Origin of the sequence: Rhodococcus sp. IEGM 1351, assembly GCF_030056875.1 — a bacterium.
Classification (GTDB): domain Bacteria; phylum Actinomycetota; class Actinomycetes; order Mycobacteriales; family Mycobacteriaceae; genus Rhodococcus_F; species Rhodococcus_F opacus.
This window is the reverse complement of sequence record NZ_JASHKU010000055.1, coordinates 1-16576: the sequence shown is the minus strand read 5'-3', so window position 1 is coordinate 16576 and position 16576 is coordinate 1. Positions and strand designations below refer to the sequence as shown.

At 66.5% G+C, this 16576-nt stretch carries 1 protein-coding gene; it reads left to right on the top strand.

Going from position 1 to position 16576, the window contains the following annotated elements:
• Positions 1–90: 90 nt before the first annotated feature.
• The coding region (locus QM806_RS40080; RefSeq protein ID WP_349307626.1) for a non-ribosomal peptide synthetase at positions 91–16576 on the top strand (16486 nt) is incomplete at its 3' end.

Below are 16576 nucleotides of genomic sequence, written 5' to 3'. Positions count from 1 at the left end.
ATCAGTCATAATGGTGCATCTCCTTTCAGAGTTACACCGTTGTTCTTACAGTCCCTGGCCTCGAGTCTCGGTGCGCCAGGGCTGGCGCGGGTGCTGGCAAGTACGTCGGTGAGTTTCGACGTGTCGGTGTTGGAGATTTTCGCTGCGTTGTGCGCCGGTGGGAGTATCGGCATTGTGCGTGACGTTCTCGTGCTCGGCGAACAGCGCGGCTGGACCGGGGGTGTGATCAGCACTGTCCCGTCGGCGTTCGAGGAGGTACTCGATCAGATCGAGGGCACGGTGAGTGCCGAGACGGTGGTGTTCATCGGCGAGCAGTTGTCAGGGCGATTGCTCAGTGCAGTCGGTGCCGCGATTCCCGGTGTCCGGGTTGTCAACGGGTACGGTCCGACGGAGACCACCATCTACGTGACGAGCCAGGTCGTGGAGTCGTCGGACAACCCTGTCGGTGGGTCGGTGCCGATCGGTGTGCCGGTACGGAATTCGCAGGTATTCGTGTTGGGTGCCGGGCTTCGGCCGGTTCCGGTGGGTGTGGTGGGGGAGTTGTATATCGCCGGGGTTCAGTTGGCGCGCGGCTATCTGGGCCGGCCGGGGTTGACGGCGGAGCGGTTTGTCGCGTGTCCGTTCGGGGCGGTGGGTGCGCGAATGTATCGATCGGGGGATCTGGCGCGGTGGACTGCTGATGGTGTGCTCGAGTTCGTGGGACGTGCTGACGAGCAGGTGAAGGTGCGGGGGTTCCGGGTGGAGCCGGGGGAGATCGAAGCGGTACTACTGAAGCACCCGGCGGTGGCGCAGGCAGTGGTCATTGCCCGGGACACCCCGGCGACGGGCGGGCAGTTGGTGGGGTACGTCGTCCTCGAGCCCACCGACACCGTCACGAGTGTGGGGGTGCGAGAGTTCGTGACGGGGCGGCTCCCGGAGTACATGGTGCCGGCGGTGATCATGCTGGTGGATCGGTTGCCGTTGACGGCGAACGGGAAGCTGGATCGGAAAGCGCTACCGGCACCGGAGTTCACCGGTGGGGTGTTCCGCGCGCCGCGGTCATCGATCGAGGAGACGCTGGTCTCGCTATTCGCTGACGTGCTGGACGTTCCGCGGGTGGGGATCGACGACAGCTTCTTCGATCTCGGTGGGCATTCGCTGTCCGCGACACGGTTGGTCGGGCGGATCCGCACGGTGCTGGGGAAGGAGGTCCCGATCCGGGTGGTGTTCGAATCTCCTACGGTCGCCGCACTGGCGCCGCGACTCGGCTCCGGAGCGGTTCGGCCGCCGCTGGTCCCACGCACGCGGCCTGAGCGGGTGCCGTTGTCGTTCGCGCAGGCCCGGCTGTGGTTCCTACACCGCTTCGAGGGCCCGTCGGCCATCTACAACATCCCGGTGGCGGTGCGACTCACCGGCGACCTCGACACCGAGGCCCTGGTGGCAGCGATCGAGGACGTGATCGCCCGGCACGAGAGCCTGCGAACGATCTTCGGCGAAGCCGAGGGGATTCCGTTCCAGGAAATCCTTTCCACCGACGAGGTCCCTTCACCAGTGCAGATTATCGACGTCGAGGCCGACGAAATACCCGCGGCAGTGACCACGGCTGCAAGGTATCGGTTCGACGTCGAACACGACATTCCGATCCGGGCAACGTTGGTGGCGTCCGGATCCCACGAGCACATCCTGGTCTTGGTGCTCCACCACATTGCGGGGGACGGGGCGTCGTTGACACCGCTCGCACGTGACATCGCCGTCGCGTATGAGGCCCGTTCGGAGGGCAGGGTTCCGGGGTGGGCACCGCTGCCGGTGCAGTACGCCGATTACACCCTGTGGCAGCGAGAAGAACTGGGCAGTGAGCACGATCCGGGCAGCGTGTTCTCCACCCAGCTCGACTACTGGAAAACCGAGCTGGCGGGGTTACCCGACTGCATCGAGCTACCTGCCGATCGTCGCCGACCGGCTGCACCGAGTTACGGCGGCGGCGTGGTCGAGTTCTCGATCGGACCCGAACGTGCGACGGCGATAACCGAATTGGCTCACAACGGTGGGGCAACACCATCGATGGTAGTGCAATCAATGCTGGCGGTAGTACTCCGCAGACTCGGTGCCGGGGGCGATGTTGCGATCGGCGGACCGATCGCGGGTCGCACCGACGACGCGTTGACCGAGTTGGTGGGGTTCTTCGTCAACACCTGGGTGCTACGCGTCGATCTGTCGGGGAATCCGCGGTTCGACCAGGTGCTCGATCAGGTCCGCGGGAAGGCGTTGGCAGCGTACGAGAATCAGGATGCGCCGTTCGAGCGGTTGGTGGAGTTGCTGAATCCGGTCCGATCGACGGCGTATCATCCGCTGTTTCAGGTGTCGTTCGCCATGCAGAACAACGCTTTCCCCGAGGTCGAGTTCCCCGGGTTGGAATGGACCACACTTCCGGCGCCGACCGGAACGTCCCGTTTCGACCTGTCTTTCACCCTCACCCCCGACGGTCACCAGGGTCTGGCCGGGGTCGTCGAGTACGCGAGTGACCTGTTCGACCGCGGGACGATCGAGGGTATCGCGGCTCGGTTCGTGCGCTTGTCGGAGTTGATCGTCGCGGATCCGCAGGCGCGAATCGAGGGGTACGAGATCCTCGAGCCCGACGAGCGCGAGGTGTTACTCCGGACCTGGAACGACACCGCAGCCCCCTTCTCGGAAACCACCGTCGTGGAACTGTTCGAGCGACGAGTGGCGGCGACACCCGACGCCGCAGCGGTGACCTTCTCCGACCGGAGCTGGACTTACCGAGAAATCAACACACAGGCGAACCGGCTGGCGCACTATCTGATCGGCGCCGGGGTCGGCCCGGAAACCGTGGTGGCCGTCGCACTGGAGCGGTCGGAAGAGTTGGTCGTCGCCTTGTTGGCGGTGCTCAAGGCCGGCGGCAGCTACCTTCCCATGGACCCGAACTATCCCAGTGCTCGCACCGGGACAATTCTCGCCGACGCGGCACCGCGGCTGATCCTGTCCGACACTGTCACCGTGGCCACGCTGCCCGACCACGATATCGACCGGGTACTGCTCGATGCAGACCTGGACCTCGACACGACTGCAGCCGCCGTGAGGGGCCGGGCCGATCACGATCCCGTCGACCGCGATCGGATCACCCCCTTGAGGCCCGATCATGCGGCGTATGTGATGTACACCTCGGGGTCGACAGGTGTTCCGAAGGGTGTCACCGTGAGCCACCGGAGTGTGGTGTCGATGTGCGCCGGCACTGCCGACCGGGTGGGTGCGGACGCTGCGGATGTGTTTGTGTGGTGCCACTCGGTGGCGTTCGACTTCTCGGTGTGGGAGTTGTGGGGCGCGTTGGTACACGGTGGCCGCGTGGTGGTGGCGCCGTGGGACGTGGTGCGCTCACCGATCGAGTTGTGGAAGTTGGTGGTTCGCGAACACGTCACGGTTCTCGGGCAGACGCCGTCGGCGTTCTACGGGTTCGGGGAGATCGAGCACGACGACCCCGTGGTGGGGGCCGGTTCGGTGTTGCGGACGGTGGTGCTCGGCGGAGAGGCGGTGGATCCCGCCAGGCTGCGGGGCTGGTATCCGGGCGAGGATTCCCGCCATCCACAGGTGAGGATCGTCAACGGTTACGGACCGACGGAGACGACGGTCTTCGCGGCGATGTACTCGCTACCCGAATCTCGGAGTGAGCGTGATCGGATGAGTGTCCCCATCGGCGTTCCAGTGGGCGGTGTGCGGGTGTTCGTGTCGGGTGCTGGGTTGATGCCGGTCCCGGTGGGTGTGGTGGGTGAGCTGTATATCGCCGGGGTGCAGTTGGCCCGCGGTTATCTGGGTCGGCCGGGGCTGACGGCGGATCGGTTCGTGGCGTGCCCGTTCGGGGATCCGGGATCGCGGATGTATCGATCCGGGGACCTGGTGCGGTGGACCGTTGGCGGTGTCCTCGAGTACGTGGGACGCGCGGATGAGCAGGTGAAGGTCCGGGGGTTCCGCGTGGAACCGGGGGAGATCGAAGCAGTGCTGCTGTCGCACTCTGCCGTTTCGCAGGCGGTGGTGATCCCCCGGGAAACCCTCGTCGGCACCGAGTTGGTGGGGTACGTCGTTCTCGATTCCCGGACCGGTGCCGACTCCCTGGGGTTGCGGGAGTTCGTGGCCGGGTTGTTGCCGGAGTTCATGGTGCCGGCGGCGGTCGTGGTGGTGGACGGGTTGCCGTTGACGGTGAATGGGAAGTTGGATCGGAGGGCGTTGCCGGCACCGGAGTTCACCGGTGGGGTGTTCAGGGCGCCGCGGTCGCCGGTGGAGGAGACGCTGGTCTCGTTGTTCGCGGACGTGCTCGACGTCCCGCGGGTGGGGATCGACGACAGCTTCTTCGATCTCGGTGGCCATTCGTTGTCGGCGACGCAGTTGGTGAGCCGGATTCGATCGGCGCTGGGGGTGGAGGTCCCGATTCGGATGGTCTTCGAATCCCCTACGGTCGCCGAACTCGCACCCCGGCTGAGGGACGGCCCGGCACGGGTGCCGTTGACTCCGCGGGTGCGGCCCGAGCGGGTGCCGCTGTCGTTCGCGCAGGCCCGGTTGTGGTTCCTGCACCGGTTCGAGGGCCCGTCGGCGACGTACAACATTCCCGTGGCGGTGCGACTCACCGGAGACCTCGACACCGGGGCGGTGGCAGCCGCTGTTGCGGACGTCGTCGCCCGGCACGAGAGTCTGCGTACAGTATTCGACGACCTGGACGGTGCACCGGTTCAGCGGGTCCTCCCCGTGGCGGAAGTACCAACTCTGGTGCACGTGGAGAAGGTCGACCCGGCCGGCGTGATGGCTGCGGTGACAGCGGCGTCGGGGTACCGGTTCGACATTGCACACGAAATTCCCCTCCGGGCAACATTGTTGGAGGCCGGACCCCACGAACACGTCCTGGTGATGGTCCTGCACCACATTGCGGGGGACGGGGCGTCGTTGGCGCCGCTGGCTCGGGATGTGGCGGCCGCGTATGCGGCCCGCGCCGATGGACACGCTCCGGGGTGGGCACCCTTGCCGGTGCAGTACGCCGATTACACCCTGTGGCAGCGGGAAATTCTGGGGAGCGAGGACGATCCGGGCAGTCTGCTGACCGCCCAGCTCGACTATTGGACAACCGAACTGACGGGGCTGCCGGAGTGCATCGAGCTCCCCGGCGATCGTCGCCGACCGGCTGCACCGAGTTACCGTGGCGGCACCGTGGAGTTCGTGATCGATCCCGGATTGGTTTCGGGAGTGGACGAAATGGCCCGCGGTCGTGGCGCGACACCGTCGATGGTGTTGCACTCGGTGTTGGCAGTGCTGCTCCGCAGGCTCGGTGCCGGGGTGGATATCGCGGTCGGGTCGCCGATCGCGGGCCGCACCGACGACGCGTTGACCGAGTTGGTGGGGTTCTTCGTCAACACTTGGGTGCTGCGCGTCGACGTGTCCGGGAATCCGCGATTCGACGAGATCCTCGACCGGGTGCGGGTGAAAGCCCTGGGTGCGTACGAGAATCAGGATGCGCCGTTCGAACGGTTGGTGGAGTTGCTGAACCCGACCCGATCGACGGCCTATCATCCGTTGTTCCAGGTGTCGTTCGCCATGCAGAACAACGCTTTTCCCGACGTCGAGTTTCGTGGACTGGACTGGACCACACTGCCGGCGTCGACCGCGACTTCTCGTTTCGACCTGTCCTTCACCGTCGCCCCCGACGAGCAGCAGGGTCTGGCCGGGGTCGTCGAGTACGCGAGCGATCTGTTCGACCGGGGCACGGTGGAGACCATCGCGGCCCGGTATGTGCGGCTGCTCAGGTGCATCATCGAAGATCCGCAGGGCCGGATCGAAGGCTACGAAATCCTGGAACCGACCGAACGCGAGCGGGTACTGCGGACCTGGAACGACACGAGCTCACCGATACCGGATACGACGATCCCGGGCCTGTTCGGGCAGGAGGTCGCTGCAACTCCCGATGCCGTGGCCGTGACGTTCGGTGAGGAGAACTGGACCTACCGGGAGCTGAGCAGTCGAGCGAATCGGCTGGCACGCCATCTGATCGGTGCGGGTGTGGGGCCGGAAGTACTGGTGGCGGTTGCACTGGAGCGGTCACCCCAATTGGTTGTCGCGTTACTCGCAGTCCTCGAGGCCGGGGGCGCGTATCTGCCGATAGACCCCCGCTACCCGAGTGCGCGGACCGAGTTCATCCTCGCCGACGCCGCGCCGCTGCTCATCCTCACGGAAACCGCAACCGCACGCACGCTGCCGGACAGTGACATACCCCGGATACTTCTCGACGGCATCTCGGACGAGGACGGGCAAGCGGAGGGCCTCAACCCCGACGACAGCGATCGCACCACGTCACTGCGACCGGGCAACACCGCGTACGTGATGTACACCTCCGGATCGACGGGGACCCCGAAAGGGGTCACCATCGACCACTCCAACGTGGTCAACCTGGCGTTGCACGGATGGCCGGACGGACCCGGTGAGCGCGTGTTGCTGCATTCGTCGATGGCGTTCGATGCCTCGGCGTACGAGTTGTGGCCGACACTGCTCAGCGGAGGCCGGTTGGTTGTCGCCCCGCCCGGGTCACTGGACATCGAGGTGCTCGAGCGGGTCGTCGACGCGGTTGGTGTGACGTCGATGTTCTTGACGACCACGCTGTTTCACCTGTTGAGCGATTCGCCGGAACATGAGAGGGGGGCGCTCGACCAGCCACGTCAGTTGGTCACCGCGGGCGATGTGTTGTCGCCGCGCGCTGTACGACGCGTCCTCGCTCGCCACCCGCGCATCACCGTGGTGAACGCGTACGGGCCGACGGAAACCACCGTGTGTGCCACCGCGTACTCGGTATCGGGTTCGACGGGCTTCGACGACCAGGTCAGCGTGCCGATCGGGGTGCCGATCGGTAATGCCCGCGCACTCGTCTTGGGAACAGGGATGGTGCCCGTCCCGGTGGGTGTGGTCGGGGAGTTGTATATCGCCGGATCAGGTGTGGGCCGCGGGTACATCGGCCGGCCGGGGTTGACGGCGGAACGGTTCGTGGCGTGTCCGTTCGGCGAACCGGGCTCACGGATGTACCGCTCGGGTGATCTGGTGCGGTGGACGACCGACGGTGTGCTGGACTTCGTCGGCCGCGCAGACGAGCAGGTGAAGATCCGCGGAATCCGAATCGAACCCGGCGAGATCGAAACGGTGTTGGTCTCGCACCCCGCAGTGGGATCGGTCGTGACGGTGGACCGGGTAGGTCCGTCGGGGCAGAAGGTGCTGGTGTCGTATGTGGTCGCGGCGCCCGGGGCCGAGGTGGACGTCGAGGCGTTGCGACTGTTCGCGGCGGGCCGTCTACCGGACTACATGGTGCCGTCGGCGATCATCGTCGTCGACCGGATACCTCTCACACCGGCCGGCAAACTCGACCGCAGAGCACTTCCCGAGCCTGATCTCGCATCCGACACCCCGTACCGGGCTCCACGATCCATTGCCGAGCAGACATTGGCGGCGGTGCTGGCCGATGTCCTGGGCGTCGATCGGGTGGGTGTCGACGACGACTTCTTCCGGCTCGGCGGGGACAGCATCATGTCGACCCAGGTGGTGTCGCGTGCGCGGGCTCGCGGCGTGCTGGTGTCGGCGCGAGACGTGTTCGAGCGACGGACCGTCGCCGGGCTGGCCTCCGTCGCGCATCCGGTGAGGGATGACGACTCCGTCATTTTCGAGGACGTGCCGTTGCCGCGTCCGGCTCCGCGACAGCTGTCGGGCATCGAGGCACGGTATCCCGAGGCCGTGGATGTGTGGCCGCTGGCACCGCTGCAAACAGGTTTGGTCTTTCACGCAATGCTGGCGTCGCAATCGGCCGATGTGTATGCGGTGCAGACGGTGCTGGGTCTGTCCGGACAGGTGCATGCGGACCGTGTGAAGGCCGCGGCACAGGCGATACTCGATCGCCACGCGAATCTGCGGGTCGCGTTCCTCACCGAGGGGGTGGCGGAGCCGGTCCAGGTGGTGCTCGAGGGCCTCGTGGTGCCCTGGTGGGAAGCCGACGTCAGCGGTGTCGATGCCGGGGAGCGAGACGACGAGCTGGCACGGCTGCTGTCGGACGATGCGGCTGCCGGCTTCGACCTGTCGGAGCCACCGCTCCTGCGTTTCGGTTTGGTCGCGATGGGCGACGGAGACTTCCGGCTGGTGGTCTCGTATCACCACGTACTGCTCGACGGATGGTCGATGCCGTTGCTGATGCGCGAAATGCTGACCGTCTACGGTGCCGGCGGGGACGGAGACGTACTGGAACCCGTGGTCTCGTATCGCCGGTATCTCGGGTGGCTCGCGACTCAGGATCGGCAACGGTCGCTGCAGGTGTGGGAGGAAGCGCTCGACGGTGCGGAGCCCGCGCTGATCGCGACTGGGCGCCCGGAAGCGGCGCGGGGATCGTCAGTGCTCCGGCGTGAGCTCGACGAGGGTCTGTCGTCGGAGATACCGGAGCTGGCGTCTCGGTGGTCGGTGACGGTGAATACCCTGGTGCAGGTCGCGTGGGCGATCGTGCTGGGCATGCATACCGGCCGCCGTGATGTGGTGTTCGGCGCGACGGTCTCGGGTCGGTCCGGACAGATTCCCGCCATCGAGTCGATGGTGGGGCTGTTCATCAACACGGTCCCGGTGCGGGTCCGGCTTCATCCCGAGGAATCCATCGCCCGGTTGATCGCCCGGGTTCAGGCGGAGCAGGCGGAGTTGATCGAGCATCATCATGTTCCGCTGCCGGAGATCCAGCGGGTCGCCGGCGTGGGGGCCCTGTTCGACACCTTGACGGTATTCGAGTCGTACCCGAACGATCTGCGGAGCCTCGCCTCCTTGCTCGAGTCGATCGGCTCCCTCGCGATCACGTCTCTGGATTCGTTTGGAGGAACCAACTATTCGTTGACGCTCGCGGTGGAAGCCGGTGAGCGGACGTCCGTATCGCTGTGGTACGACCCAGCCTTGTTCGATGACGACGAGGTGGGTCGGATCGCGGACAGGTTCCACCGGGTGCTGGAATCACTGGTGGCTGCGCCGGAGGGCGCAACGGGAGACATCGACCTCCTCGCGCCGGAGGAACGGAACCTGCTGGTTCCCGTGCGCGGCGCGGCCGCGGAGACGGTCCGGACACTGCCGGAGATCCTCTCTGCGGCAGTCGTACACGATCCGAGTGCGGTGGCGGTCGTGTGTGGAGAGCGCTCCCTCACATACCGGGAGTTGGACGACGAGTCGAGTCGTATCGCACGGGTGTTGATCTCACGCGGCGTCGGGCCGGAATCCACGGTGGCCGTGGCGGTGCCGCGGTCGGTGGAGTCGGTGCTGGCGGTATGGGCGGTGGCGAAGGCAGGTGGTGCGTTCTTTCCGGTGGATCCGTCGTATCCGGCGAGTCGGCTCGAGTACCTGATCGCCGATTCCGCCGCGCGGTGCGGAATCACGGTCGCCGCGTGCGTCGGTACCCTGCCGAGAACCCTCGACTGGTGGGTGCTCGACGAGCCGGAGGCGCGAGCCGAGTGTTCCCGTCAGTCCACCGAATCGGTGACCGATGCGGGCCGGATCGCTCCGTTACGGGCCGATCATCCCGCGTACATGATCTACACGTCGGGGACGACGGGTGAGCCGAAGGGCGTCGTCGTACCGCATCGGGGACTGGGTAGTCTCGCGGCGGAGATTGCGGAGAGGTTCGCCGTCACGGCGGATGCACGCGTGCTGCACGTGGCGTCGCCGAGTTTCGATGCGTCGGTGCTGGAGTACCTGCTGGCGACGGGTTCGGCAGCGTCGATGGTTGTGGTTCCGGCGGGTGTGGTCGGTGGCGAGGAACTGGGCCGGATTCTCGAGAGTGCGTTGGTGACGCACGCGTTCCTCACCCCCACGATGCTGGCGACGGTACCGGTCGAGCGGATGTCGTCGGTGCGATGCCTGCTCACAGGCGCGGAGGCGGTTCCGGTATCGGTGGTGGAGTCGTTCGCTGCGGGACGGCGGATGCACGACCTCTACGGGCCGACCGAGGCGACGGTGGCGGTGGCGACCTCGCCGCCGTTACCACCGCGCGGTCCGGTGACTCTGGGCGGTCCGGTCCGAGGTGCGTCCCTGGTGGTTCTGGACACGTGGCTGCGTCCGGTACCGGCGGGAGTGGCGGGGGAGTTGTATGTCGCCGGGACTCCGCTGGCTCGGGGATATCACGATCGGACGGGACTGACAGCGGAGCGATTCGTGGCGAACCCGTTCGGCTCGCCGGGCCAGAGGATGTATCGCACGGGCGATGTCGTGCGGTGGATCGAGCGGGAAACCCGGTTGGGGCTGGAGTATCTGGGGCGAAGCGATTTCCAGGTCTCGGTGCGGGGCCGTCGGATCGAGTTGGGCGAGATCGACGCTGCGCTCACCGAGCAGCCCGGAATCGGCTCCGTGGTGACGGTCGATCGGAAGGGCCCGTCCGGGCAGACGGTGCTGGTCTCCTACGTGGTCCCTGCAGCCGGGAGTGAGGTGGACGCCGAGAGGGTGCGGACGGTGGCGGCCGGCCGCCTGCCGGAGTACCTGGTGCCCTCGGCGATCGTGGTGCTCGAGAAGTTGCCGCTCACACCGGCCGGCAAGCTCGACCGCAGTGCGTTGCCGGAGCCGGCGTTCTCGTCGAGCAAGGCGTTCCGGTCTCCGCAGACCGAGACCGAGGAGATCCTCGCCCGCGTGTTCGCCGAGGTACTCGGCGTCGACCAGGTGGGGATCGATGACGGATTCTTCGATCTGGGTGGCGACAGCATCCGGTCGATCCAATTGGTATCGCGCGCGAAAGCGCGGGGTGTGCTGATCACGGCGCGGGATGTGTTCGAGCACAGGACTGTTGCGGGACTGTCCGAGGTTGCAGTCCTGAACCACGATTCGGACCGGGTCGTGCTCGAGGAGTTGTCCGGTGGCGGAGTGGGAACGATGCCGTTGACGCCGATCGGGCGGTTCCTCCTCGCGCGGGGTGGTGGGTACCGCCGATTCGCGCAGACGATGGTGTTGGAGTTGCCCGCCGGTATCGATCGGGCCGGGTTGGCCGCCACCATCGGCGCCGTGATGGTCCGTCATGACATGTTGCGATCGCGTGTGGTGACCGATGACGCTGGGGAGCAGAAACTTCGGGTCGATCCCCCGGATACGGTCGACGTGAACCGCCTGATTCGACAGGTCCACGGTGATGACGCACCGGGCGATCCGGCGTGGCTGCGGCTGGCGTCGGCCGAGTTGGATGCGGCCCTGGGGCGTGTGGATCCGGCGGCGGGCGTAATGGTGCAGTTCGTGTGGCTGGACCAAGTCCCCCGTGACGGCGACGGTTCGGCGGGTTCGGGTCGGCTGCTGGTCGTGGCCCACCACCTGGTCATCGACGGCGTGTCGTGGCGGATCATCATCCCGGACCTGGCGGCGGCCTGGGCGCGGGTGCGTACCGGCGAACGCCCGGAACTGCCCGCGGGCGGGACGTCGATGCGGCGGTGGGCACACGGGCTGGTGGACGAGGCATTGCGGCCAGGGCGAGTGGCCGAGTTACCGTTGTGGCAATCGATTCTGGAGGGCCCCGACCCGACGTTGGGTTCGCGCAGATGCGACCCGATCCTCGATGTTCTGTCCACAGTGCAGCACGTGCGGATCCAGGTGCCAGCGCACGCGACAGCGTCGCTGCTCACCAGGGTCCCCAAGGTCTTCCGCGCCGGGGTCGACGATGGTCTTCTGGCGGGGTTGGCGATGGCGTTGACCCGCTGGCGCCGCCGTCGCGGGGTTGTCGAGCCGTCGTCGTTGATAACCCTGGAGAATCATGGTCGCGAGCAGCACGTCATACCCGGGGCGGATCTATCCCGCACGGTCGGCTGGTTCACGACAGCTTTCCCGATTCGCGTCGATATCGCGGGCGCCGATCTCGACGACGCATTCGCCGGCGGGCCCGCTGCCGGGCTCGTGATCAAAGCGGTCAAGGAACAGGTGCTGGCGCTGCCCGACCGTGGCATCGGTTACGGGTTGCTTCGGTATCTGAACGCGGACACCGCACCGCAACTCGGGAAGTATCCGGGCGGACAGATCAGTTTCAACTATCTGGGGCGCATCTCGGCCGCCGATGTTCCCGAGGAATTCCGTGACCTCGGCTGGATGCCCGCGAGCGAGGGAACGGCACTCTCCGCGACGATGGATCCGGACATGCCGGCGATGGCCGAAGTGGACATCAATGCGATGGTGACCGACGGTCCGGACGGTCCCCGACTCGGTGCCGTGTTCGGATTCCCCGCCGGGGTGCTCTCCCGTGACGATGTTCAGGAACTTGCCGACCTGTGGTGCGACGCAGTCTCGGCACTGGCTCGGCACGCGCAGGGGCCCGGGGCCGGCGGGCTGACACCGTCCGACGTGCCGCTGGTGTCGGTGTCGCAACACGATATCGAGTCGTGGGAGGACCGGTACCCGGGCGTGGTGGATGTGTGGCCGTTGACCGCGATGCAATCCGGCCTGTTGTTCCACTCGATGCTGGCCGGTTCGTCGTTCGACGCGTACACCACCCAGCTCGTTCTGCACCTCGGCGGACGGGTCGATCCAGAGAGGATTCACGCTGCGGGACAGGCATTGCTGGATCGCCAGGCGAACCTGCGGACCGCGTTCGTCGACGATTCCGAAACCGGGCCGGTACAGGTCGTCCTCGGCGCAGTCGCGTTGCCATGGCGCGAGGTCGACCTGCGGAACCTTCCCGAGGGCACTCGAGACGGCGAGTTCCAACGTCTTCTCGTCGAGGATCACGCCACACATTTCGACCCGGCGACGCCGCCGCTGATCCGATTCACGCTCGTGACGATGGGACAGGATCGATTCGAGCTGGTGATCACCAATCATCACGTGCTGCTCGACGGATGGTCGATGCCACTGCTCGCCGAGGAACTACTCGCGCTGTACGTCTCGGGAGGCGACGCCGCCGCGTTACCGAGAGCGACCGGATACCGGAATTTCCTGGTCTGGCTGGCCGCGCGCGACCGAGCCGAATCTTGTCGAATCTGGGCGCAGGCCCTCGACGGGATCGAAGAGCCGACCCTGCTGGCGCCCGCGCACCCGGAGTGGGAAACCACCTCGGGGGAAGAGCACGTGACGGTCGAACTACCCCCGGAGACGGCCACGAGCTTGTCGGTGCGGGCCGCCGAACTGGGTGTCACGCTGAACACCGTCGTTCAGGGAGCGTGGGGGATTCTGCTCGGACAGTTGTCCGCCCGGCGGGATGTGGTGTTCGGCGCGACGGTCTCCGGCCGACCGGCCGGACTGCCCGGTGTCGAGTCCATGGTGGGCTTGTTCATCAACACCCTGCCGGTGCGGGTTCAGTCCACACCGGGCGACACTGCTGCGGAGTTGTTGACCCGGTTGCAGAAGCAGCAGGCCGGCTTGTTCGATCACCACTACCTCGGGTTGACGGAGATCAACAAGGCCGCCGGGGTGCGCGACCTGTTCGACACCCTCGTCGTGTTCGAGTCGTACCCGATCGATCGCGCCGCGTTGGCAGCCGCAAACCCCATCGACGGAATGGTCGTCACCGGAGTCCGTACGATCGACGCGTCGCACTACCCCATGACCCTGATCGCGAGAGTCGACTCCCAACTTCGGTTGACCGTGGCGTATCTGCCGAACCTGTTCGGCGCCGCAGCCGTCGACACGATCGCCCGGCGGCTCACCCGTATCTTGCAGACAGTCGCGGACGACCCTCACGTCGCCGTGGACCGCATCGACCTCGTCGAACCAGGCGAGCGTCGGCTGGTGGTGGGCACGTGGAATGGCACTGCGGTCCCCGTGCCGGAGGTGACACTTCCCGACCTTTTCGAACGCCAGGCGGCTGTCACGCCGGAGGCGGTGGCCCTGACGTCCGACGACGAGCAGTTGACGTATCGAGAGGTCGGCGAGCGAGCGAACCGGTTGGCTCGGAGACTGATCGCGCACGGTGTCGGTCCGGAGTCTCTGGTCGGTGTCGCCGTGCGACGTTCGATCGATCTCGTGGTGGGAATCTATGCGGTCGTGACGGCGGGTGGAGCATATGTGCCGATCGACCCCGACTACCCCAGCGAACATATCCGGCACATGATGGAGTCCGCGGCACCGGTCTGTGTGTTGACGCGATCGACCGACCGCGTACAGATCCCGGGCGGCGTCCCCGTGCTGGAGATCCATGGCGCGCAAAGACCTGATGTCGACTCCTCACCCGTCCGCAACGAGGATCGAATCACCCCGTTGAGGCCGGGTAACACGGCGTACGTGATCTTCACGTCCGGCTCGACGGGCCGGCCGAAGGGGGTCGCTGTCAGCCATTCGGCGATCGTGAATCAGTTGCTGTGGATGCGGGACCATTTCGGCTTCGACCACGACGACGTGGTGCTGCAGAAGACCCCCGCGACATTCGATGTGTCGGTGTGGGAGATGTTCCTGCCACTGGAGGTCGGGGCGCGGCTGGTGATCGCCAAGGCCGAGGGACACCGCGATGCGGCCTATCTCGCCGAGATGATCAGATCGGAGAAGATCACCACCGGCGACTTTTCGCCGTCGATGCTGGCCATGGTCGACGAGAGACTCGAGCCGGCTGATTGCGACTCGCTTCGACGAGTCTTCTGCGGCGGCGAAAACCTGTTGTCCTCGACGGCAAACCACTTCATGGAGCGCAGTGGCACTGCGGTACACAACGTGTACGGGCCGACCGAAACGGCCCTCCAGGTCACCCACCATCGATGCGGCCCGTCGAAAGACACGAGCGCGCCGATCGGCGCGCCGGTGTGGAACTCCCAGGTCTTCGTGCTGGGTGCGGGGTTGGTGCCGGTTCCGGTGGGTGTGGTGGGCGAGTTGTACATCGCCGGGGTGCAGCTGGCCCGCGGTTATCTCGGCCGGTCGGGGTTGACGGCGGAGCGGTTCGTGGCGTGTCCGTTCGGGGCGGTGGGTGCGCGGATGTATCGGTCGGGGGATTTGGTGCGGTGGACCGCCGAGGGTGAGCTCGAGTTCGTGGGGCGCGCGGACGAGCAGGTGAAGGTGCGGGGGTTCCGAGTCGAACCCGCCGAGGTCGAGGCGGTGCTGCTGAAGCATCCTGCGGTGGCGCAGGCGGTAGTGGTGGCCCGCGCCACCGGCAGTGGCACCGAGTTGATCGGATATGTAGTTCTCGATATCGACGGGGTCGACGGGTCGAGTGATTCGGCGACCGGGGTTCGTCGTTTCGTGGCAGGGTTGTTGCCGGACTTCATGGTTCCGGCGGTGATCATGGCGGTGGATCAGCTGCCGTTGACGGCCCACGGGAAACTGGACCGGAAAGCGTTGCCGGAACCGGAGTTCACCGGCGGCATACTCCGGGGTCCGCGGTCGCCGGTCGAGGAAACTCTGGTGTCGTTGTTCGCGGACGTGCTCGACGTGCCGCGGGTGGGAATCGACGACAGTTTCTTCGACCTGGGTGGGCATTCGTTGTCGGCGACGCGCTTGGTGAGCCGGATTCGGTCGGTGTTGGGTGTGGAGGTTCCGATCCGGGTGGTGTTCGAGTCCTCGACGGTGGCGGAGTTGGCACCCCGACTCAGGGAAGGCCCGGTCCGGGTGCCACTGACCGCAAGGGTGCGGCCCGAGCGGGTGCCGCTGTCGTTCGCGCAGGCCCGGTTGTGGTTCCTGTATCGGTTCGAGGGCCCGTCGGCGACGTACAACATTCCGGTCGCGGTGCGACTCACCGGCGACCTCGACACCGGGGCGGTCGCAGCCGCTGTTGCGGACGTCGTCGCCCGGCACGAGAGCCTGCGAACCGTGTTCGGTGAGGAAGGGGGTGTGCCGTTCCAGCAGATCCTGCCGGCTGAGCAGGTCGTCGCGGAACTGCCGGTTCAGATCGTCGACGTGCGGGACAGCACTCTGATGGATGCAGTCGCGGAGGCGGCGGGCTGTCGATTCGACCTGTCGGTCGAGATACCCCTGCGGGCCCGCATTTTCCGAGTTTCCGAATCAGAGCACGTGCTGGTATTGGTGCTGCACCATATCGCGGGGGACGGGGGTTCGCTGGCGCCGTTGGCCCGCGACATCGCCGTCGCGTACGCGGCGCGCACGACGGGCCACGCGCCGGGGTGGGTGCCGTTGCCGGTCCACTATGCGGATTACACGTTGTGGCAGCGGGAGCTTCTGGGCAGTGCGGATGATCCGGGGAGTGTGCTGGCCACTCAGGTCGAGTATTGGCGTAGCGAGTTGGCGGGGTTGCCGGAGTGCATCGACCTACCCACCGATCGGTGCCGACCGCCGGCACCGAGTTACCGCGGCGGCACGGTGGAGTTCACAGTCGCACCGGAACTGGGTTCGGAGGTAACCCAACTGGCCCGCAGCGCGGGGGCGACACTCTCGATGGTGCTGCAATCTGTGCTCGCGGTGCTGCTCCACCGGCTTGGCGCGGGGGAGGACGTTGCGATCGGCGGGCCGATCGCGGGCCGCACCGACGACGCCCTGGCCGAGTTGGTGGGGTTCTTCGTCAATACCTGGGTGCTGCGTGTGGATGTGTCGGGGAATCCGCGGTTCGATCAGGTGCTCGACCGGGTGCGGGGTAAGGCGTTGGCGGCGTATGAGAATCAGGATGCGCCGTTCGAGCGGTTGGTGGAGTTGCTGAATCCGGCCCGGT